General features: G+C 64.8%; 15 protein-coding genes, 2 tRNA genes and 3 rRNA genes. 5 read left to right on the top strand and 15 right to left on the bottom strand.

Annotation, left to right across the window (positions count from 1 at the left end; genetic code table 11):
- Positions 1 to 48: 48 nt before the first annotated feature.
- The 5 genes from rrf to ACFSCU_RS05085 all read right to left on the bottom strand — a co-directional run bounded on the left by rrf (position 49) and on the right by ACFSCU_RS05085 (position 5,250).
- Positions 49 to 161 (bottom strand): 5S ribosomal RNA (gene rrf, locus ACFSCU_RS05105).
- A 121-nt stretch (positions 162 to 282) separates the two neighbouring features.
- Positions 283 to 3,151: ribosomal RNA gene (locus ACFSCU_RS05100) — 23S ribosomal RNA — on the bottom strand.
- Between the two features lie 299 nt (positions 3,152 to 3,450).
- Positions 3,451 to 3,526: transfer RNA gene (locus tag ACFSCU_RS05095), tRNA-Ala, on the bottom strand.
- Positions 3,527 to 3,547: 21 nt separating this feature from the next.
- Positions 3,548 to 3,624: transfer RNA gene (locus tag ACFSCU_RS05090), tRNA-Ile, on the bottom strand.
- 97 nt (positions 3,625 to 3,721) lie between these two features.
- A 16S ribosomal RNA gene (locus tag ACFSCU_RS05085) occupies positions 3,722 to 5,250 on the bottom strand.
- Together the 16S, 23S and 5S rRNA genes with 2 tRNA genes alongside form the textbook arrangement of a ribosomal RNA operon.
- Before the next feature lie 630 nt (positions 5,251 to 5,880).
- On the opposite strand from ACFSCU_RS05085, the gene ACFSCU_RS05080 reads away from it, so the two are divergent.
- Together ACFSCU_RS05080 and ACFSCU_RS05075 are read left to right on the top strand one after the other, a co-directional pair.
- A complete protein-coding gene (locus ACFSCU_RS05080; RefSeq protein WP_377560074.1) occupies positions 5,881 to 7,776 on the top strand; it encodes an ATP-binding cassette domain-containing protein in 1,896 nt (631 codons plus the stop codon).
- Positions 7,777 to 7,847: 71 nt separating this feature from the next.
- Positions 7,848 to 8,537: a DUF2726 domain-containing protein gene (locus ACFSCU_RS05075; RefSeq protein ID WP_180550795.1), complete on the top strand. Its 690-nt coding sequence runs from the start codon at positions 7,848 to 7,850 to the stop codon at positions 8,535 to 8,537.
- A gap of 35 nt (positions 8,538 to 8,572) precedes the next feature.
- Here ACFSCU_RS05075 and glmU read toward each other — a convergent pair whose 3' ends face one another.
- The 10 genes from glmU to ACFSCU_RS05025 form a co-directional block, all read right to left on the bottom strand.
- Positions 8,573 to 10,003, bottom strand: a complete 1,431-nt coding sequence (glmU, locus tag ACFSCU_RS05070) for a bifunctional UDP-N-acetylglucosamine diphosphorylase/glucosamine-1-phosphate N-acetyltransferase GlmU (protein ID WP_180550794.1) — start codon at positions 10,001 to 10,003, stop codon at positions 8,573 to 8,575.
- An 83-nt stretch (positions 10,004 to 10,086) separates the two neighbouring features.
- On the bottom strand, positions 10,087 to 10,842 hold the full coding sequence (locus ACFSCU_RS05065) for a Crp/Fnr family transcriptional regulator (RefSeq protein ID WP_180550793.1): 756 nt from the start codon (positions 10,840 to 10,842) through the stop codon (positions 10,087 to 10,089).
- Positions 10,843 to 10,912: 70 nt separating this feature from the next.
- On the bottom strand, positions 10,913 to 11,518 hold the full coding sequence (locus tag ACFSCU_RS05060) for a TetR/AcrR family transcriptional regulator (protein ID WP_180550792.1): 606 nt from the start codon (positions 11,516 to 11,518) through the stop codon (positions 10,913 to 10,915).
- 104 nt (positions 11,519 to 11,622) lie between these two features.
- On the bottom strand, positions 11,623 to 12,891 hold the full coding sequence (locus ACFSCU_RS05055) for a multifunctional CCA addition/repair protein (protein WP_377560070.1): 1,269 nt from the start codon (positions 12,889 to 12,891) through the stop codon (positions 11,623 to 11,625).
- Between the two features lie 3 nt (positions 12,892 to 12,894).
- Positions 12,895 to 13,530 carry a LysE family translocator gene (locus ACFSCU_RS05050; protein ID WP_180550791.1) on the bottom strand — a complete coding sequence of 212 codons (636 nt, stop codon included), beginning with the start codon at positions 13,528 to 13,530 and terminating at the stop codon, positions 12,895 to 12,897.
- A 205-nt stretch (positions 13,531 to 13,735) separates the two neighbouring features.
- A complete protein-coding gene (infA, locus tag ACFSCU_RS05045; protein WP_180550790.1) occupies positions 13,736 to 13,996 on the bottom strand; it encodes a translation initiation factor IF-1 in 261 nt (86 codons plus the stop codon).
- 30 nt (positions 13,997 to 14,026) lie between these two features.
- Positions 14,027 to 14,263, bottom strand: coding sequence for a hypothetical protein (locus ACFSCU_RS05040; RefSeq protein WP_333707389.1), 237 nt, complete (start codon positions 14,261 to 14,263; stop codon positions 14,027 to 14,029).
- Between the two features lie 477 nt (positions 14,264 to 14,740).
- Positions 14,741 to 15,430, bottom strand: a complete 690-nt coding sequence (locus ACFSCU_RS05035) for a glutathione S-transferase family protein (RefSeq protein WP_180550788.1) — start codon at positions 15,428 to 15,430, stop codon at positions 14,741 to 14,743.
- A 106-nt stretch (positions 15,431 to 15,536) separates the two neighbouring features.
- The gene (locus ACFSCU_RS05030; RefSeq protein ID WP_377560067.1) at positions 15,537 to 16,505 is read right to left on the bottom strand and encodes a complex I NDUFA9 subunit family protein; all 969 of its coding nucleotides are present in this window, start codon (positions 16,503 to 16,505) and stop codon (positions 15,537 to 15,539) included.
- A gap of 118 nt (positions 16,506 to 16,623) precedes the next feature.
- Complete coding sequence (locus ACFSCU_RS05025; RefSeq protein ID WP_180551809.1) at positions 16,624 to 18,558, bottom strand: lytic transglycosylase domain-containing protein; 1,935 nt, start codon at positions 18,556 to 18,558, stop codon at positions 16,624 to 16,626.
- Positions 18,559 to 18,765: 207 nt separating this feature from the next.
- On the opposite strand from ACFSCU_RS05025, the gene ACFSCU_RS05020 reads away from it, so the two are divergent.
- The 3 genes from ACFSCU_RS05020 (at position 18,766) to ACFSCU_RS05010 (ending at position 21,629) form a co-directional block, all read left to right on the top strand.
- Positions 18,766 to 19,356, top strand: a complete 591-nt coding sequence (locus tag ACFSCU_RS05020; RefSeq protein ID WP_333707383.1) for a 5-formyltetrahydrofolate cyclo-ligase — start codon at positions 18,766 to 18,768, stop codon at positions 19,354 to 19,356.
- 122 nt (positions 19,357 to 19,478) lie between these two features.
- The gene (ppk2, locus tag ACFSCU_RS05015; protein ID WP_377560066.1) at positions 19,479 to 20,660 is read left to right on the top strand and encodes a polyphosphate kinase 2; all 1,182 of its coding nucleotides are present in this window, start codon (positions 19,479 to 19,481) and stop codon (positions 20,658 to 20,660) included.
- Positions 20,661 to 21,161: 501 nt separating this feature from the next.
- Positions 21,162 to 21,629 (top strand): RidA family protein, encoded by a 468-nt coding sequence (locus tag ACFSCU_RS05010; protein WP_180550787.1) that lies wholly within the window; start codon positions 21,162 to 21,164, stop codon positions 21,627 to 21,629.
- The last annotated feature ends 11 nt before the right edge of the window (positions 21,630 to 21,640 follow it).

Raw genomic sequence — 21,640 nt, 5'->3', positions numbered from 1 at the left:
AAAAGAAAACGCCCAGTCATTTCTGACTGGGCGTTTCTCGCTGTAATAGCCTGACAATGTCCTACTTTCACACGGGAATCCGCACTATCATCGGCGCTAAGGCGTTTCACTGTCCTGTTCGGGATGGGAAGGAGTGGTACCACCTCGCTATGGTCATCAGGCATAACTTGTTGCCATCCAGCCGCACCGCAGTGCTTGGCTGGACGACCAATTCATAGAGCAAATCAGCTTATCTTGAATGCGTCACTTGGCATAACAACCTTGATCGTCGATCAAAGTTATAGGGTCAAGCCGCACGAGCAATTAGTACTGGTTAGCTTAATGCATTACTGCACTTCCACACCCAGCCTATCAACGTCCTGGTCTAGAACGACTCTTTAGGGGGCTCAAGGCCCCGGCAGATCTCATCTTGAAACGAGTTTCCCGCTTAGATGCTTTCAGCGGTTATCTCTTCCGCACTTAGCTACCCTGCGATGCCACGGGCGTGACAACAGGTACACCAGAGGTGCGTCCACTCCGGTCCTCTCGTACTAGGAGCAGGCTTTCTCAAATCTGCAGCGCCCACGGAAGATAGGGACCAAACTGTCTCACGACGTTTTGAACCCAGCTCACGTACCTCTTTAAATGGCGAACAGCCATACCCTTGGGACCGGCTACAGCCCCAGGATGAGATGAGCCGACATCGAGGTGCCAAACACCGCCGTCGATATGAACTCTTGGGCGGTATCAGCCTGTTATCCCCAGAGTACCTTTTATCCGTTGAGCGATGGCCCTTCCATACAGAACCACCGGATCACTATGTCCTGCTTTCGCATCTGCTCGACTTGTCAGTCTCGCAGTTAAGCACGCTTATGCCATTGCACTATCGTCACGATGTCCGACCGTAACTAGCGTACCTTCGAACTCCTCCGTTACACTTTGGGAGGAGACCGCCCCAGTCAAACTGCCTACCATGCACTGTCCCCGACCCAGATAATGGGCCTAGGTTAGAACCTCAAACACACCAGGGTGGTATTTCAACGTTGGCTCCATGCGATCTAGCGACCGCACTTCAAAGCCTCCCACCTATCCTACACAGATCTGTTCAAAGTCCAATACAAAGCTACAGTAAAGGTTCATGGGGTCTTTCCGTCTTTCCGCGGGGAGATTGCATCATCACAAACATTTCAACTTCGCTGAGTCTCTGGAGGAGACAGTGTGGCCATCGTTACGCCATTCGTGCAGGTCGGAACTTACCCGACAAGGAATTTCGCTACCTTAGGACCGTTATAGTTACGGCCGCCGTTTACTGGGACTTCGATCAAGAGCTTGCACCCCATCAATTAATCTTCCAGCACCGGGCAGGCGTCACACCCTATACGTCCACTTTCGTGTTTGCAGAGTGCTGTGTTTTTGATAAACAGTCGCAGCCACCTATTTGTTGCAACCCTTTCATGCTCAGATGTTCTCATCACATTACCGGGGCACACCTTCTCCCGAAGTTACGGTGTCAATTTGCCGAGTTCCTTCTCCAGAGTTCTCTCAAGCGCCTTAGAATACTCATCTCGCGCACCAGTGTCGGTTTGCGGTACGGTCGTGTGCAGCTGAAGCTTAGTGGCTTTTCCTGGGACCCCGTTCAGTCACTTCGCGAGCAAGCTCGCTCGATCGACAGCCTCGGTATATGACAGGCGGATTTTCCTACCTGTCGCCTACATCTGCCTAAACCAGAATCCAATAACTGGATGACCTATTAGGATCCGTCCCCACATCGCACTACACATCGGTACAGGAATATTGACCTGTTTCCCATCAGCTACGCATCTCTGCCTCGCCTTAGGGGCCGACTCACTCTACGCCGATGAACGTTGCGTAGAAAACCTTGCGCTTACGGCGAGCGGGCTTTTCACCCGCTTTAACGCTACTCATGTCAGCATTCGCACTTCTGATACCTCCAGCATCCCTCTCGAGACACCTTCACAGGCTTACAGAACGCTCTCCTACCACTCACAGTAAACTGTGAATCCGCAGCTTCGGTAACTGGCTTAGCCCCGTTACATCTTCCGCGCAGGACGACTCGATCAGTGAGCTATTACGCTTTCTTTAAATGATGGCTGCTTCTAAGCCAACATCCTGACTGTTTTAGCCTTCCCACTTCGTTTCCCACTTAGCCAATTTTAGGGACCTTAGCTGGCGGTCTGGGTTGTTTCCCTCTTGTGTCCGGACGTTAGCACCCGGTGCACTGTCTCCCAAGCTGTACTCTTCGGTATTCGGAGTTTGCCTTGGTTTGGTAAGTCGCCATGACCCCCTAGCCAAAACAGTGCTCTACCCCCGAAGGCAATACTTGAGGCACTACCTAAATAGTTTTCGGAGAGAACCAGCTATTTCCAGGTTTGTTTAGCCTTTCACCCCTATCCACAGCTCATCCGCTAATTTTGCAACATTAGTCGGTTCGGACCTCCAGTACCTGTTACGGCACCTTCATCCTGGCCATGGATAGATCACCTGGTTTCGGGTCTACACCCAGCGACTGAGCGCCCTATTCGGACTCGATTTCTCTTCGGCTTCCCTATTCGGTTAACCTTGCCACTGAATGTAAGTCGCTGACCCATTATACAAAAGGTACGCCGTCACCCCGAAGGGCTCCGACTTTTTGTAAGCATGCGGTTTCAGGATCTATTTCACTCCCCTCCCGGGGTTCTTTTCGCCTTTCCCTCACGGTACTAGTTCACTATCGGTCGATGATGAGTATTTAGCCTTGGAGGATGGTCCCCCCATGTTCAGACAGGATTACACGTGTCCCGCCCTACTTTTCTCTAGCCTAGTACCACACGTCTGTTTTCGCATACAGGGCTATCACCTGCTATGGCCTACTTTTCCAAGTCGTTTTGCTAACAGTCGTGCTATCACTAGAAGGCTGCTCCGATTTCGCTCGCCACTACTTTCGGAATCTCGGTTGATGTCTTTTCCTCGAGCTACTGAGATGTTTCAGTTCACCCGGTTCGCCTCCTGCAGCTATGTATTCACTGCAGGATACCTTACGGTGGGTTTCCCCATTCGGAAATCTCCGGATCAAAGCTTATTTGCCAGCTCCCCGAAGCTTATCGCAGGCTATCACGTCCTTCATCGCCTATCATCGCCAAGGCATCCACCACATGCTCTTAGTCACTTGACCCTATAACTTTGACGCCTCTCACGAGGGCAAAAGCAATCAAGGACTTGCCAGGTCTTTCACCTGGCGCGTTATGCCGTAATTGAGCTCGAAAGCTCCAATTACTATGAATATCAACTTACGTTGAATTCATGGTGACGCAATCAAAAATTGTTGCCGACGGCACGGTGAGCCATGACGCTCTTTCCGTCGACAACGCTGATTCGACTCTATGAATTGTTAAAGAACAGCCGTGAGTCTTTCGACTCGTTATTGGCAATGCCAATATCAAAACACCAAACTGATGCTTTGATATGGACAAATGGTGGAGGATGACGGGATCGAACCGACGACCCCCTGCTTGCAAAGCAGGTGCTCTCCCAGCTGAGCTAATCCCCCAGATGAATGTTGCGGTGGGGATGGTGGGTCTGGTTGGTCTCGAACCAACGACCCCCGCCTTATCAAGACGGTGCTCTAACCAACTGAGCTACAGACCCAAGTCGGTCGCTTGCGAGCCGTGCTAGCCCAGACCGCTGGCGACACCTTCCAACAACCGATAAGTGTGGACGTTTGAATTGAATTGCTGTTTTCCAGAAAGGAGGTGATCCAGCCGCACCTTCCGATACGGCTACCTTGTTACGACTTCACCCCAGTCACGAACCCTGCCGTGGTGATCGCCCTCCTTACGGTTAGGCTAACCACTTCTGGCAGAACCCGCTCCCATGGTGTGACGGGCGGTGTGTACAAGACCCGGGAACGTATTCACCGCGACATTCTGATCCGCGATTACTAGCGATTCCGACTTCACGCAGTCGAGTTGCAGACTGCGATCCGGACTACGACTGGCTTTGTGGGATTAGCTCCCCCTCGCGGGTTGGCAACCCTCTGTACCAGCCATTGTATGACGTGTGTAGCCCCACCTATAAGGGCCATGAGGACTTGACGTCATCCCCACCTTCCTCCGGTTTGTCACCGGCAGTCCCATTAGAGTGCCCTTTCGTAGCAACTAATGGCAAGGGTTGCGCTCGTTGCGGGACTTAACCCAACATCTCACGACACGAGCTGACGACAGCCATGCAGCACCTGTGTTACGGCTCCCTTTCGGGCACCAAGCCATCTCTGGCAAGTTCCGTACATGTCAAAGGTGGGTAAGGTTTTTCGCGTTGCATCGAATTAAACCACATCATCCACCGCTTGTGCGGGTCCCCGTCAATTCCTTTGAGTTTTAGCCTTGCGGCCGTACTCCCCAGGCGGTCAACTTCACGCGTTAGCTTCGTTACTGAGAAAATGAATTCCCAACAACCAGTTGACATCGTTTAGGGCGTGGACTACCAGGGTATCTAATCCTGTTTGCTCCCCACGCTTTCGTGCATGAGCGTCAGTGCAGGCCCAGGGGATTGCCTTCGCCATCGGTGTTCCTCCGCATATCTACGCATTTCACTGCTACACGCGGAATTCCATCCCCCTCTGCCGCACTCCAGCCTTGCAGTCACAAAGGCAGTTCCCAGGTTGAGCCCGGGGATTTCACCTCTGTCTTACAAAACCGCCTGCGCACGCTTTACGCCCAGTAATTCCGATTAACGCTTGCACCCTACGTATTACCGCGGCTGCTGGCACGTAGTTAGCCGGTGCTTATTCTTACGGTACCGTCATGGACTCCAGGTATTAGCCGGAGCTTTTTCGTTCCGTACAAAAGCAGTTTACAACCCGAGGGCCTTCATCCTGCACGCGGAATGGCTGGATCAGGCTTTCGCCCATTGTCCAAAATTCCCCACTGCTGCCTCCCGTAGGAGTCTGGGCCGTGTCTCAGTCCCAGTGTGGCTGATCATCCTCTCAGACCAGCTACAGATCGCAGGCTTGGTAAGCCTTTACCTCACCAACTACCTAATCTGCCATCGGCCGCTCCAGACGCGCGAGGTCTTGCGATCCCCCGCTTTCATCCTCAGATCGTATGCGGTATTAGCCACTCTTTCGAGTAGTTATCCCCCACGTCTGGGCACGTTCCGATGTATTACTCACCCGTTCGCCGCTCGCCGCCAGGTTGCCCCGCGCTGCCGCTCGACTTGCATGTGTAAAGCATTCCGCCAGCGTTCAATCTGAGCCAGGATCAAACTCTACAGTTCGATCTTGAAATTTATACTCTTCCGAGTTAACTCATTTAAACGGAATTGAAGTGAACTTCACTTCTGTTCTCATGAGCGTTTGATAGTCTGAAAGACTTTGGCAATTCGCCATCAAACGCCCACGCTTATCGGCTGTATGTTTTTAAAGAACCGCCGCAAAGCTTGTTGCTCTTGCGTCGAATCAGTTGCGATCAACTGAGCCTTGAATTATGACATGGTTTTTAAAGACCTGTCAAACTTTAGGGTTTTTACCGATTTCGCTTGGCGTCGCCTTGCGTTATCTTTTCGACCCGCCCAGCTGTTTGCTGGAAAGCCTTGCAGTATCGCACATTTCTGATTGACCTGTCAACGCTTAGGGTCTTTGCCTTTTTGCGCACATCCTCCAGCGGGAGAATGCAGCACCCTTCGGCACCCTGCGACATCGAGCTTCTGGCTTGCCTTCAGCTCTCTGCCGCTCCGCTGATTGCTGCACAAGGCAGTGATCAGCGAAGCCCTAGACTATAGCATCCTTTTCACCGGCTCCGCAAGTGCCGCAAAAAATTTTTTGCTGTGGTGTCGTCTTCTGATGGCGCGCAGTGACTGACAGCATCCGCGGCCTGTGCCCTCGCGGAGTTCTTCCCTCAATTGACCATGGCTCTTATCTCTCTGCTCAACGCGCAACTGGCCTTCGGTCATGTGCCCTTGCTTGACCATGCCGATTTCGCGCTCGAGGGCAGCGAGCGTGTTGGCCTCATAGGTCGGAATGGCGCCGGCAAGTCGTCGCTGCTGCGCATCCTGGGCGCGCTGGAGCGCGCCGACGACGGCGAGCTTCAATTCCAGCAGGGCTTGCGCGTGGCCTATGTGGCACAGGAACCCGTACTGGCCGAGGACGCCACCGTGTTCGATGCCGTTGCCGAAGCGCTGGCACCGCTGCGAGCGCTGATCGACGCCTATTCAGCTGGCGGTGACGATCTGGATGGGTTGCAGGCGCAGATCGAAGCGCAGGAGGGCTGGACCTGGCAACAGCGCGTGGAAGAGACGCTGCAGCGCCTGCGGCTGTCTCCCGCGGATCGGATCGGTGCGCTGTCCGGTGGCACGCGCAAGCGGGTTGCGCTGGCCCAGGCGCTGGTGGCCAAGCCGGATGTGCTGCTGCTGGACGAACCGACCAACCACCTGGACCTGGATGCGATCCGCTGGCTTGAGGAGTTGCTGCTGGCGTTCAAGGGCAGCGTGGTGGTGATCACGCACGATCGCGCCTTCCTCGATGCGGTGGCGATGCGCATCGTCGAGCTGGACCGGGGCAAGCTGCTCTCGTATCCGGGCAACTTCGCCGCCTATCAGGTGCAGAAGGAAGAACAGATGGCCCAGGAGGCCGCCATCAACGCCCGCGCCGACAAGCTGCTGGCTCAGGAGGAGGTCTGGATCCGCAAAGGGGTGGAAGCGCGCCGCACCCGAGCGCAAGGCCGCGTCAACCGGCTCGAAGCCTTGCGGGCCGCGCGTGCGGTGCGGCGCGAGGCCGTGGGCCGCGTGCGCCTCGACGTGGACGCGCGCACGGGCGGCTACCAGGGCAAGCTGGTGGCCGAGTTGCAGGACGTGAGCCTGTCGTTTGGCGACAAGTGCATCGTCGACAAGCTGAACACCACCATCCTGCGCGGCGACAAGATCGGCCTGATCGGGCCCAATGGCGCCGGCAAAACCACGCTGCTGAAGCTGATCCTGGGCGCGCTGGAGCCGGACAGCGGCCACATCCAGCGCGGCGCCAACCTGCAGGTGGCCTATTTCGACCAGATGCGCGCGGCACTGGATCTGGACGCCACGCTGGAAGACTTCATCAGCCCCGGCAGCGAATGGATCGAGATCGGCAGCCGGCGCCAGCACGTCAAGAGCTATCTCGGCGACTTCCTGTTCAGCCCGGCGCGCGCCGCATCGCCAGTGCGCAGCCTGTCAGGCGGCGAGCGCAACCGCCTGCTGCTGGCCCGGCTGTTCGCCCGGCCTGCCAACGTGCTGGTGCTCGACGAGCCGACCAACGACCTCGACATCGACACGCTGGAGCTGCTGGAAGAGCTGCTGCAAGGCTACGAGGGCACGGTGTTCCTGGTCAGTCACGACCGCGCCTTTCTGGACAACGTGGTGACCAGCACGCTGGTGTGGGAAGGCCCCGGCCAGTGGCGCGAATACGAGGGCGGCGTGCAGGACTGGCTGGCGCAAAGTGCCCGCTGGCAGGCACAGCAGGCGCCGGAAGCCGGCGCACAAGTGCCGGCCACTGACAAGAATTTGGATAAAAACGAGCCGAATCGCTCGTCCGACGGGCGCGAGCAGCTACAAAAAAAGAAGCTTTCGTACAAGGAGCAGCGCGAACTGGAGGCCTTGCCCGGCCACATCGAGGCGCTGGAAGCCGAGCAAGCCGGCATTCGCGCCGCCCTGGCCGATGGCACGCTCTATCAGAGCAACCTGCAAGAAGCCATCGCCTTGCAGGCGCGCGATGCGGCCATCGACGACGAACTCACCGCGGCGCTGGAGCGCTGGGAAACGCTCGGCGCCGTCTGATCGCACCGCCGCCCGGGCGGCGTGCCATCATGCGGCCTGCGCCGGCGCGCCGGCAAACCAGAGGAAGACCCATGATTCAAACCCTTGCTCCGTGGCTCGTTCTGGCCGTCGCGCTGGCGGGATTGGCGGCCTGGTGGTGGAGCCGCCAGGCCCGCTCGGCCGCCTCGCCGGCGCTGGGCGCGAACGACCGCTTCGGCGCCGTGGCCGCCATTTCGCCGGTGCAGTGGGACATGCTGAGCTACCTGAACCAGGCCTTTCCCGGCCGCCCGGTGCTGTTTCGTGCCGGCCTGTCCCAGCTGGTGGCCGTGCGCCAGGCGCAGAACCGCGCGGCGGCGCAGCAGCGGCTGGCGCAGCACATCGTCGACTACGTGGTGTGCAACCGCGACGGCAAGGCAGTCTACGCCTTCGAGCTGGACGCCGCGCACGAAGACGAGGACGAGGCGGCGCTCGACGCCACCGAGAAGCACCGCGTGCTCAAGACCGCCGGCATTCGCCTGATCCGGCTCAAGCGCTCGCGCCGGCACATGCCGCCGCCCGATGAGTTCCGCCGGCGCCTGCGCTCGGCCGAGATCGACCCCACCGCCACCGAGGCGCCGCCGACGCCGCCGGCAGACGCACCCGACACGATGCCGGTGCCTTCGATCAGGCGCGACCAGCGCGCCGTGCCGCCGGACACCGAGCCCATGAGCCTGACCGGCCTGATGGATCTGCCGCCAGCCCCCGACGAGGAAGATCCGTGGGGCTCGCCGCGGCGGCGCTGACGGCTGTCAACACGCAAGCGCCGTGAACATGAGGCTCAGCGCTTCTTCTGCGGCCGCGCCCAGTTGGCGATGCTCACCTGCTTGCCGCGCGCCACGCTCAGCGCGCCCGGCGGCGTGCTCTTGGTGATGGTGCTGCCGCCGCCCACCGTGCCGCCGGCGCCAATGGTCACGGGCGCCACCAGCACGCAGTTGCTGCCCACGTGCACGTCGGCCTCCAGCACGGTGCGGTGCTTGTTGGCGCCGTCGTAATTGGCGGTGATGCTGCCGGCGCCGTAGTTCACGCGCTCGCCCACGGTGGCGTCGCCCAGGTAGGCCAGGTGGTTGGCCTTGGCGCCGGCGGCCAGCGTGCTGTTCTTCACCTCGACGAAGTTGCCGATGTGCACCTCGGCGCCCAGCTGCGCGCCGGGGCGCAGACGCGCGAAGGGGCCGACCAGCGCTCCGGGGCCGACGACCGCGCCATCCTTGCCGCCGTCGATGTGGGTGAAGGGGTGAATCACCGCGCCGGCCTCGACGCGCGCATTGGCGATCACGCAATGCGCGCCGATGCGCACGTTGTCGGCCAGCGTCACCGTGCCTTCGAAGATGCAGCCGACGTCGATCTCCACGTCCTGCCCGCATTGCAGATCGCCGCGCACGTCGAAGCGCGCCGGGTCCAGCAGGCGCACGCCGGCCTCCATCAGGCGCTGTGCCGTGCGGCGCTGCACCTCGCGTTCCAGCTCGGCCAGCTGCACCGGGCTGTTCACACCGGCCACCTCCGCCTCGTCGTCGATCTTCAGCGCCAGCACAGGCGTGCCGCCCGCCACGGCGTGCTTCACGACGTCGGTCAGGTAGAACTCCTGCTGCGCGTTGTCGTCGGTCAGCAGCGCCAGATAGCGCTTCAGCAGGCGCGTGGGCGCGGCCATCACCCCGCTGTACCACTCGGTGATGGCGCGCTGGTCGGGCGTGGCGTCCTTGGCCTCGACGATGGCGCGCACCGGCACGTCGCCATCGGGCTCGGCCGCGCCGCGCACGATGCGACCGTAGGCGCCGGCGTCGCGGCCCGTGTCCACCGTCAGCAGCGCAATCTGGTCGTCGCCGCACAGCGCGATCAGGCGCTGCATGGTCTCGGTGCGCACCAGCGGCACGTCGCCGTTCAGGATCAGTGTCAGGCCGTCGTCGGGCAGCATGGGCACCGCCTGCTGCACCGCGTGGCCGGTGCCCAGCTGCGGCTCCTGGCGCACCGGGCGCAGCTGGAGTTCAGTGCTTTTTCGGCCTGCAGCGCCCGTCCAGTCTGCGCAGAACGCTTCAACTTCCGCAGCACCATGACCGGTGATCACCACCGCCGAGCGCGCCCGCAGCGCCGCGGCGCTGTCCAGCACATGCCCCAGCAGTGGCCGGCCGGCCAGACGGTGCAGCACCTTGGGCCGCTGGCTTTTCATGCGCGTGCCCTTGCCCGCGGCCATGATGACGACGTCGATTGCGCTCATCGGTGGGTTCCGTTGCGTGGTGGATATGGGCGCCAATTATCGGAGCCCGCTGCACCCCGTCGCCCAACCAGCAGAGCGGCCCGTCAGAGCAGGGGCACACGCCGCAGTGGCCGCGTGTAGTAGTCGGCCAGTCGCTCCAGCGCCTGCGGCTCGATCAGGCGCAGGCGGCCGGCGCGGATTTCGTGCAGGGCCAGGCGCTCCAGCTTGCGCAGCGTCTTGTTGGTGTGTACCAGCGACAGGCCCAGCGCGTCGGCGATGTGCTGCTGCGTCAGCGGAAAGTCGATGCCGCCGTCGTCGCCGGTCAGGCCCACGCGCTCGGCGCGGCGCCACAGGTGGATCAGCAGCATGGCGATGCGCTCGGCGGCGCTGCGGCGGCCCACGGTGACGAGGTTCTCGTCCACCAGCTGCTCCTCGCTGGCGCACAGCCAGGTCAGGTCGTAGCCCAGCTGCGGCTGCTGCTGGAACAGCGCCCACAGCCGGTCCTGCGGAAACACGCACAGCTGCACATCGGTCAGCGCCTCGACGCCGTGCGTGGCCTCGTCGATGAACTCGGCCTGCAGCCCGATCAGGTCGCCCGGCAGCAGAAAGTTGAGGATCTGCCGCCGCCCGTCGGCCAGGCTCTTGTGGCGAAAGGCCCAGCCCGAATACAGCGTGAACAGCCTGGCCGACGCCCGATGCTCGGGCACCACCGCCTGGCCGGCGCGCACCCGCGTGATGTCGGCGCGGAAGGATTCGATGCAGGCCAGCTGCTCGGGCGTGACGGACGTGAAGCCCGGCTGGCGGCGCAGCACGCAGTCGGCACAGTGCTTCGGCGGGACGGGCGAAGGGGTGGTGTTCATGGCCTTCGCGCTTCTATCACACGGCTTGCAGGCCACCATGCCGCGCGGCATAGCCACGCGCGCGCCGCGGTCAGGTGCTGCTTGCCAGGCCCTGGTCGAGCAGGCGGATCACCTCTTCGGCAAAGGCCGCGTAGCTCATCGCGCCGCCGGGGCGCAGCCAGGTGAAGGTCCAGTTGATCATGCCGAACAGCGTCATGGTGATGGCCGTCTGGTTGCGCGCATCCAGCCGCTCGGGGTAGGCGCGGCGCAGAAAGCGCGTAACGGCCGAGACCACGTCGCGCTGGCGGTCCAGGATCAGCTCGCGCGGCTCCTCGCCCAGGAACTGCGTGGCGCCCAGCAGCGCGGCATGGCGCGTGGCCGAGGTTTCGTACTCGCGCAGAAAGGCGCGGATCAGCTCGTGCAGCGCGGCGCGCTCGTCCAGCGACTGGCGCTGCGCCTTGGCCTCGACCTGGGCGACGATGAGCAGCAGCTTCTGCGTGTAGCGGTCGAGCAGGTCGAACAGGATCGCTTCCTTGCTCTCGTAATAGTGGTAGAGCCGCGCCTTCGACGTGCCGCAGGCGGCGGCGATGTCGTTCATGCTGGTGGCGGGGTAGCTGCGCTGCGCGAAGCACGCCGCCGCGACGTTCAGGATTTCGTCGCGCCGCAAGTCGTGCGAGGCGGAGATGGGACGGGCCATGGCGGGATTATGGGTGGCGGCCTGGTTTATGAATCAAATTGGCCTCCAGCGCTTATGCAGCAAGCGCTGCCAGCTATGATTTTCATACCTACCCAAAGCCAGGCTCAACGGGCGGCCGCGGCTTCATCCATCCAGCCTTGCACCGCCTGCGCACGCGCCTTGGCCACGGCCTGGCCGATGGCCGCGCCCTGCGCGCCGTGCGCCATGGCCGCCTGCGCCACGCTGGCGGTCTGCACGCCCTGCGCCGCGGCCAGCGCCGCCAGCAGGCGCGGGCGCTGCGGGTAGGCGTCGTCCTCCATGCCCAAGCGGCCGCGCGCGTCGCATTCGCAGGCCAGCAGCACGTCGGCAAAGCGCGCCGGCTTGCGGAAGGCGTCGCAGCGCTCCAGCAGGCGCACCAGGGCGGCGGCGTTCAGATCGGCGCTGCGGTGGATGTTGCCGTGCTCGCGCGCCACCACCTCGGCCAGTTCGGTGCACTCGGTGGGCACGCGCAGGCGCTCGGCCACGGCACGCAGCAGCCTGGCGCTGCGCGCCTCGTGACCGATGTGGCGCGGCAGCACGTCGGCGGGCGTGGTGCCCTTGCCCAGGTCGTGCATCAGGCAGGCCCAGCGCACGGGCAGCGGCGCCCGCAGGCGCGCGGCCTGCTGCAGCACCATCATCACGTGCACGCCGGTGTCGACCTCGGGGTGGTATTCGGGGCGCTGCGGCACGCCCCACAGGCGGTCCAGCTCGGGCAGCACCACGCGCAGCGCGCCGCAATCGCGCAACACGTCGAACAGGCGCGCGGGGTGGTCTTCCATCAGGCCGCGCGCCAACTCCTGCCACACGCGCTCGGGCACCAGGTGGTCGGCTTCGCCTTCTTGCACCATCTCGCGCAGCAGCGCCATGGTTTCGGGTGCGATGGCGAAGTCGTGAAAGCGCGCCGCAAAGCGCGCCAGCCGCAGAATGCGCACCGGGTCTTCGCGGAAGGCCGCCGTCACATGGCGCAGCACCTTGGCCCGCAGGTCGCGCCGGCCGTTGAAGGGGTCGATGAATTCAGGGTCTTTTTTGCCTTCAGCGCCCGTCCAGTCTGCGCGGGCAGCTATGGCATTGATAGTCAAGTCGCGCCGTGCCAGGTCGTCCTCGATGGTCACGTCGGGGCTGGTGAACACGGTGAAGCCCTTGTAGCCGCGCCCGCTCTTGCGCTCGGTGCGCGCCAGCGCGTATTCCTCGCGCGTGTCGGGGTGCAGGAACACCGGAAAGTCCTTGCCCACCGGCAGATAGCCCTGCGCCACCATCTGCTCCGGCGTGGCGCCCACCACCACCCAGTCGTGGTCCTGCACCGGCAGGCCCAGCAAGCGGTCGCGCACCGCGCCGCCGACCATGTAGATCTGCATCGCTCAGCGCTCCGCCAGCGCCAGCCTGGCGGCCAGCCCCACGAACACCAGCGCCGCCGCGCGGTTGAGCCCGCGCTGCGCCCGCGCCGAACGCGCCAGCCGCGCGCGCAGCGCATCGGCGGCCAGCACCACGGCGCCGAACACCAGCGTGGCCGCCAGGATGAACAACGCGCCGAACCACACGATCTGCCCCGCCACCGGCCCCTGCCCCGGCTGCACGAACTGCGGCAGCAGCGCCAGGAAGAACAGCACCACCTTGGGATTGGTCAGGTTCATCACCACGCCGCGCGCCATCAGGCGCGGCCAGGGCGGCGGGTGGGTGGGCGCGCCGGCGTCGCTGGCCACCAGCATAGGCGGCGCGCGCCAGGCACCCCAGGCCAGGTACAGCAGGTACGCGGCGCCCAGCAGCTTGAGCACGGTGAACGCCGTGGCAGAGGTGGCGAACACCGCCGCCAGGCCCAGCGCCACGGCCAGCGTGTGCACCATCACGCCCAGCATCAGCCCCGCCACCACCGCAAAGCCGGCACGCCGCCCGCCGGTGGCGGACTGCACCAGCACGAACAGGTTGTCCGGCCCCGGCGACAGCGCCAGCAGCAGGGCAACGGTGAAGAAGGCGAGCGAGGCTTGCAGAGTGGGCATGGCGAAGGCGGAAGGCAGCGAAGGCCAAAATTTTCAGCACGCCATTGTCGCCGGCAGGCGGCCGCCGGAGCGCCAGTGCAGGCGCGGCCCGTGCGCCAAACGCCCTGACATGAAAAAAGGGGGCCACGCCCCTTGCTTCAAAAGCCGCTTCAGCGGCTGCGCAGCGGCTCGGGGGGCCTTGGCTCACCCGGCGCCGCGGCCGCGCTCAGTGGCGGCGTGGCCGTGCCGGGCCGCGCGGGGCGCTGCGCTCAAGATGGCGGAAGGTGATGCGGCCCTTGTTCAGGTCGTAGGGCGACATCTCCAGCGTGACCTTGTCGCCCGCCAGGATGCGGATGCGGTGCTTGCGCATCTTGCCGCCGGTGTAGGCCACCAGCTGGTGGCCGTTGTCCAGGGTGATGCGGTAGCGCGAATCGGGCAGCATCTCGTCGACGGTGCCACGCATCTCGATCAAATCTTCCTTGGCCATGGATCTCCTTTGTCAAAAAAGTGAATGGGTTCAGCCGAACGCCCGCGGGTTGGCGAGCCACGCACGCGCCTGCGCAACCGCGTAGCGCAGGGCGCTGTCGCGGCTGGCGAACTGGCGCGCGAAGGTGTAGACGCGGTCGTGCGTCTGCATGCCGCTGCCCCGGCGGATGGACAGGCAGGCAGTGAAGCCCCCGTCGGCCGCCACGCGGCTCCACGGGGTGAAACGAAACTTGCCGCTGGCAAACGCAGCGGCCACTGAAATGGACATGGATAAAAACAACCGGAAACGGGCGGGTAAGGCCCAAAGCGCGCGCCCAGGTCAGCCCTTGCAGGCCGGACACGCATGAAAGCCGCCGCCGGGGCACCAGGCCCGACGGGAATAAGTGCGCCAATTGAAAAAGCGTGACCACCAAAATGCCTCGGTCAGCGAGGGGGGTGGTGCGGGTGCGCGGTGTCTTGGGGCCACCGCAGACCTTCGTCAAACTTCGTTGTAGCGCAGCACAGCGAACGTCTACAAGCCCACACAGTCTACTCGGTATCGCTCCGCCTTGCAGCGCGGTCACACCAAAGGCCTCTTGCCAAGGCTGAAGCCCGCGCGCCCTGATCAGAGGATGTTCATCAAATTGATAGCTGCCTGCGCCCGCCAATCGGTGGTTTTAGAGCTATTTCTATTGAAACCCACGCCAAACAAGCGCAAGCCACTATCAAAACCATACCGACGCCGCGCCCGCAACGCTGCGCGCGATCACCGTGCGGCGGACAGCCGATACGGCTCTTCGAAGTCGCGAAAGTCCTGTTCGGCCAGCGCGGCGTCGACCCAGGCCTTCACGCCCGGCAGCGCGCACAGGTGCTCCATGTAGGCGGCCACGTCGGGCGGCACGGGCAGCGCGTAGGTTTTCAGGCGCATCACCACCGGGGCATAGAACGCATCGGCCACCGAGAAGCGGCCGAACAGCAGCGGCCCGCCGTGCTCGGCCAGCAGTTGCTGCCACATGGCGATGAGCCGGTCGAGGTCGGCGCGCACGCCGGGCTTGTCGCGCAGCGCCAGTGCGCCCACGTCGGGCAGGTGCGCCTCGATGTTCATGGGGCAGGCGCCGCGCAGCGCGGCAAAGCCGCTGTGCATCTCGGCGCACACGCTGCGGGCGCGGGCGCGCTTGTCGGCCTCGCGCGGCCACAGGTGCAGCTCGGGAAACTGCTCGGCCAGGTACTCGGCGATGGCCAGCGTGTCCCACACCACCAGATCGCCATCCACCAGCACCGGCACCTTGCCGGTGGGGCTGACGCCGGCCAGCGCGGCCTTGAACCGCGAGCCGGCGTCGAACCCGTCGAAGCGCACCATCACTTCCTCGAACGGGATGCCGGCCTGCGTCATCAGCACCCAGGGGCGCATGGACCAGGACGAGTAGTTCTTGTTGCCGATGTAGAGCTTGAGCATGGGTTTCTCCTGTCTTGCGAGCGGCCATGCTAGCGTGGCCACACGCGCCGATTGATGCATTCGCGCGGGGCCATTGATGCGCCGGCGCACCCCGGCCCAGGGCCTGTCAACGCCCGGCCGAGCGCCGGTAGCGGTCGAGTTGCGCCTGCGGGCCAGCGCTGCCCAGCAGCAGCGGCCCCACGCCCGACAGCGGCGCGGGGGTGATGCCCAGCGCCTCCAGCCCCGGCACCTGGCCGCTGGCCACGTTGTCGACGGCCATCGAGTCGAGGTTGTCGCGGCTCATCAGCGGCTGGCCGGGCAGCAGCTCCAGCGCCAGCGCCTGCAGGCGGCCCAGCGCGCCCGGCAGGCCGATCACGGGCCGGCCATCGCCGCCGCCCACGCCGGCCCACTGGCCCGCGGCCTTGACGATGTCGCGCAGCGTCCACACCTCGGGGCCGCAGCATTCATAGATCTGGCCGATGGTGTCGTCGCGCTGCAGGCAGGTGACGATGGCATGGGCCACGTCGCGCACCCACACGGGCTGAAAGCGCGCGTCGGCACGGGCCAGTGGCATGACCGGAAACACCTTCTGCAAACGGGCGAACAGGTTCAGAAAGCTGTCCTGCGCGCCGAACATGACGCTGGGCCGCAGCACCGTCAGCTGCAGCGAGCCGACCTGCGCCGCCTGGCCCAGAACGGCCTCGCCGCGCGCCTTGCTGCGCTGGTATTTCGACGGCCCGTCGGCCGCGGCACCCAGCGCGCTGATGTGCACCACGCGCCGCCCGCCGGCCTGCGCGCAGGCCTCGGCGATGCGCCGGGGCAGCTCCACGTGGGCGCGCTCGAACTGCTGCTCGCTGCCGTGCAGGATGCCGACCAGGTTGACCACGGCGTCGTGCTCGGCCACCAGGCGCGCCAGCGTGGGCGGGTCCATCACGTCGGCCACGGTGACGTGCACGCGCGGCTGGCTCCACATCGAGCGCGCGGCGGCCAGCCGGCGCGTGGGCACCGTGATGAGGGCGCCGGCGCGCTGCAGGCGCTCGACCACGTGGCGACCGACAAAGCCCGAACCGCCCAGCACCAGCACGCGTGAAGACATGGATGAACCCTCCAGAATATCAATGAAATTGGCCTGCAGCGCCCGCCAATACTGCGCAAGAAGCTATAAAAACAAAAGCAAACCGTCTGCCGCTATCGTGCCCGAGCGTGCGCGTCTGTCAAGGCAAGTCCTTCGTCAGCACCGGCTCATCGACCGGCGCCGGGCCCACGGTGCCCAGGCGGTTTTTCAGCGACTGCGGCTGGCCCGTCAGGTACGCGGCGTAGTCGGTGGTGTTGGAGAGCACCTTCTTCACGTAGTCGCGCGTTTCGCCGAAGGGGATGTTCTCGGCCCAGATGGCGCCTTCCAGCACCGGGCCGTTGCGCCAGTTGCGCGGCCGGCCCGGGCCGGCGTTGTAGGCGGCGGCGGCCAGCGGCATGGAGCCGCGGAACTCGTCCAGCGCCAGCTTGAGGTAGCTGGTGCCGATCAGGATGTTGGTATCGCGGTCGTTGATCTGGCCGGGCGTGAAGCCCTCCAGCCCGATCTTGCGCGCCGTCCAGCGCGCGGTGGCGGGCATGATCTGCATCAGCCCCGAGGCGCCGACGTGCGAGCGCGCGTCCATGATGAAGCGGCTCTCCTGCCGGATCAGGCCGTAGACATAGGCCGGGTCCAGCCCGATGGCCTGCGACTGGCGCACCACGGCGTCGCGGTGCGGCATGGGAAAGCGCTGCGCGAAGTCGATGAAGCCCTTGGTGCGCTCGCTGGTGTTGATGCAGCGGTCCCACACCTGGTGCTGGCAGGCCAGGTCGGCGGCGGCGTACAGCTCGCGGTCGGGCTTGCCGCCGGGGCTGTGCAGGTTGGTCCAGTAGTTCCATTCGCGCACGCCTTCGCTGCGCAGGCCCAGGGCAATCGCCAGCAGGCCGCGGTTCAGGCCAATGTGGCGGCGCGCCCAGTCGCGCTCGGCTTGTGTCAGCGGCGGCGGCGCGGGCGGCGCGGTGATGGGACGGCCCAGCTCTTCCTGCGCCAGCTTTTCATAGAAGCCGCCGTAGCCGGCGATGCCTTCCAGCAGCTGGCGCGCCTGGGTGCGGTCGAGGTCGCTGCGCGCCTGCGCCAGTTGGGCGCGGGCCAGCCAGTAGGTCCAGGCCGGGTCGCGGCGGGCCTCGTCGCTCATGGCCTGCACGGCGTCCTGCACGGCGCGCCACTGGCCCTGGCGCAGCGCGGCGCGCACCTTCCAGGCCAGCAGGTCGTCGCTCAGGTCGTGGTGGCGCGTGATCTTGGCGAAGTGGCCGGCCGCGCCCTCGTGCAGCTTCAGCGCGGCGGATTTGCCGATGACGCCCCAGACCCAGTTGCGCTCTTCGGGCGACAGCTGGCTGGCCCAGCGGCCTTCCATCTGCGCGGCGGCCTGGTCGGGGTCGGCCGTGGCCAGCTTGATGAGCGCCAGCGTCACCAGCTCCTGCCGCTTGCGCGTGACCACGGGCAGGCGCGCCGTCAGGTAGCGGATCGGGCTGCTCTGGATCTGCGCCACCTCGGCGCCCACGTCGGGCGCGTCCAGCTCGACGGCGGCGCGTGCCAGCGTGGGGCGGTTGGCCTCGATGGCCAGGCGCGCCTTCTTCCACAGATCCTGGTAGGGCAGCTGGCCCGCCTGGTGCAGCGCGCCGGCGGCCAGCAGGCAGCCGTCGTCCAGGTCGCGCTGGGCGAACCAGTCGGTGCGCACCTGCTCGGCCGCTTCGGGCGCCACGGCGCGGCCCTGGTAGATGGCGGAGGCCACGGCAAAGCAGCGCACCTCGCGGTCGTCGCGCATGCGGAACTGCGGGTAGTGCGCGTCGAACGCTGCCCAGTCGCGCCGCTTGCCCGACACCAGCAGCCAGTCGTTGCGCAGGCGGTCTTCCTGGTAGGTGTTGGGGTAGCGCGCCACGAAGTCCTGCACCTCCAGCGGGCTGGCTTCTTCCAGCCGCGCCTTCAGTTCCCAGTAGGCGGCCCAGGGCTCCAGCGCGTGGCCGCGCGCCTGCGGCAGCAGCGCCGCCAGGCGCGGGCGGTCGTTGCGGCGGAAGGCCTCGCGCATGTCCAGGATCACGCTGTCGCTGGGCGGGGCGCTGGCAATGGGCGGCGGCGCCATCGGCGCGGGCGGTGCCACGGGCTGGACGGATTGGACAGGCTGGGCCGGCTGTGGCGCCACCGGCTGCCCCGGCAGGGCGGCGGGCGGTGCGAAGGCGGGTTGTGCGGGCTGCGCCACGCCAGCGGATGGCGGCAGCGCCGCCCAGAAAACCGCTGCGCCCACGGCGCGCAACGGTGTCAGAATCTTTGAAAAACGCATCGACCCATTATGAGCAAGTTCGACAAAAAAGCCCTGCGCGAACGCCTGGTGCAAGAGCGCCTGCACCTTGAAGACCGGCTGGCGCGGGCCGATGCGCTGCAGGGCATCATCCGCGTGTGGCTGCTGGAGCGGCCCGACACCGTGATCGGCGCCTACTGGCCGATCAAGGGCGAGTTCGACCCCCTGCCCGCCCTGCACCGCTGGAAGGAGGACGGCGAACTGATGGACGAGCCGCAGCGCCGCCGCATCGGCCTGCCGGTGATCGACAAGGTGCACAAGACGCTCACCTTCCACGCCTGGCACCCCGGCTGCCCGATGGAGGAAGACGCCTACGGCATCCCCAAGCCGAAGGACACCGAACTCATCGTGCCCACCCTGCTGTTCGTGCCCTGCGTGGGCTACGGCCCGGGCGGCTACAGGCTGGGCTATGGCGGCGGCTTTTACGACCGCACGCTGGCCGCGCTGGAGCCGCGCCCCTTCACCGTGGGCGTGGGTTTTACCAATGGTTTCATCTTCGACTTCGAGCCCGAACCGCACGACCAGCCGCTGGACGCCATCCTCAACGACAACGGTGTGGTGTGGCCGCTGCCGATGCCGTGACGCAGCGCACGCTCGGGCGGCCGTTGTCGGCCACGCTGCGGCCATCTCCCTACCCCGAGCACGGATAATCAAGGGTTCGGCTGCCCTGCAGGCGGCAGCCCCCGGATGACAGGAGAAAAAGCATGAGCACCACCACGCCCCGCAAGATGACCCCTGCCAAGAAAGCCACGGCCACCAAGACCGCCGCACGCCCCAGGATGGACATCAACACCGATGTGCGCCCGGTGAAGAAAGGCGACACGCCGCCCTCACTGGCGCCCAAGGCGATCGAGAGCTACGTGGTCGAACGCGCCACCGTGTCGGCGCGCGACAAGCAACTGGCCGCCGCGCGCCGCCTGGTGCAGGACGAGAAGGCCGGCACTGTGGCCGAGCGTGCGCACGGCCTGCGCGCCATCCTCGAAGGCGCCTCGCCCGACGACCGCAAGGCGCTGCGCAAGGCGCTGAACGCGCTCGACGCGCCCGAGATCGAGAAGATCAACCCCGACGAGGTGCTGGCCGACGACTGGCGCGACGGCGGCTACCCCTACAAGAACCTGCTGCGCCGCGCCACCTACGAAAAGCAGAAGTTCAAGCTGCAGGTCGAGCTGCTGAAGCTGCAGAGCTGGGTCAAGGAAACCGGCGCGCGCGTGGTCATCATCTTCGAAGGGCGCGACGCGGCCGGCAAGGGCGGCACCATCAAGCGCTTCATGGAGCACCTGAACCCGCGCGGCGCGCGCACCGTGGCACTGGAAAAGCCCAGCGAAGTCGAGCGCGGCCAGTGGTACTTCCAGCGCTACGTGCAGCACCTGCCCAGCTTCGGCGAGATCGTGCTGTTCGACCGCAGCTGGTACAACCGCGCCGGCGTCGAGCGCGTGATGGGCTTCTGCAGCGACAAGGAATACGCCGACTTCATGCGCCAGGCGCCCGAGTTCGAGCGCCACCTGGTCAGCAGCGGCGTGCACGTCATCAAGTTCTGGTTCAGCGTCAGCCAGGCCGAGCAGCGCCGCCGCTTCAAGGAGCGCGAAGGCCACCCGCTGAAGCAGTGGAAGCTGTCGCCCATCGACAAGGCCAGCCTGGACAAGTGGGACGACTACACCCGCGCCAAGGAGCAGATGTTCTTCGAGACCGACACCGCCGACAGCCCGTGGACGGTGGTCAAGAGCGACTGCAAGAAGCGCGCGCGCCTGAACGCCATGCGCTACGTGCTGCACAAGCTGCCCTACACCGGCAAGGACCTGCAGCAGGTCGGCAAGCTCGACCCGCTGATCGTCGGCCGCGCGCACGTGGTGTACGAGCGCGGCGAGAAGCCGCAGGCGCTGATGTGACGCCCCCTGAGTCGGCCTGCGGCCGCCATCCCCCACTGGGGGACAACGCCAGTGGCCGGGCCAAGCCCGCTCCACGGCGTTCCCGGATGGCCTGCTCCGCGGCCACCTGAACGGGCTTGCTGCGCAGCCCAATGGGTTGAGACGATATTGATTTGATAGCTGCTCGCGCACGGCGGACGGGTATTCCAGACGCAAATGCCCTGAAATCATTAAACGACTTGCGCGGCCAGCTATCTTTTTTTCTTGATCCGCAACCATGCACACCTGCGGTCGGGCCCCCCGCTCTGTGGGAACGGGCTTGCCCGCGATGGCAGCGGCAGCGCCTGGCCTGACGTCCATCGCGGCCAGGGCAGCTCCCAAAAGCAGCAGCTGAGTCTTCCTGGCAATCCCGCAGGCCCGGCTGACCTCCCTTGCGGCCGTGGCATGGCCTAGACTGCCGTGCGGTCCGCCGCCGGGCCTTCGGCCGAAGGCCTGTCGAACCATCACAACAAGGAGACCCCCATGTCGATCAGAACCCTGGCCCTGTTGGCTGCCTTCGCCATCGCCGGCCTGCAGGCAGGTTGCGCCACGCAGGCGCCAGCCGTCACCCACCTGAACTCCGGCAAGGTGCTGCCCACCGGCCTGCCGTTCTCCGAAGCCGTGCGCGTAGGCGATACCGTGTACCTGTCGGGCCAGATCGGCAACGTGCCCGGCCCCGGTCCGATCAAGCTGGCTCCCGGCGGCATGGTGGCCGAAGCCCGGCAGACCATGGACAACATCAAGACCTCGCTGGAAGCGCACGGCCTGTCGATGGCCGACGTGGTCAAGTGCACCGTGATGCTGGCCGACATGAAGGAATGGGGCGCCTTCAACGACGTCTACAAGACCTATTTCTCCGGCAACTACCCGGCACGCAGCGCCTTCGGCAGCAACGGGCTGGCCTTCAATGCCCGCGTCGAGGTGGAGTGCCTGGCGGTGGCCCGCCGGTAAGCTGCCGGGCG

Origin of the sequence: Ottowia beijingensis (assembly GCF_042680925.1) — a bacterium.
Taxonomy (GTDB): Bacteria; Pseudomonadota; Gammaproteobacteria; order Burkholderiales; family Burkholderiaceae_C; genus Ottowia; species Ottowia beijingensis.
This window is presented reverse-complemented; position numbering and strand designations above follow the sequence as displayed.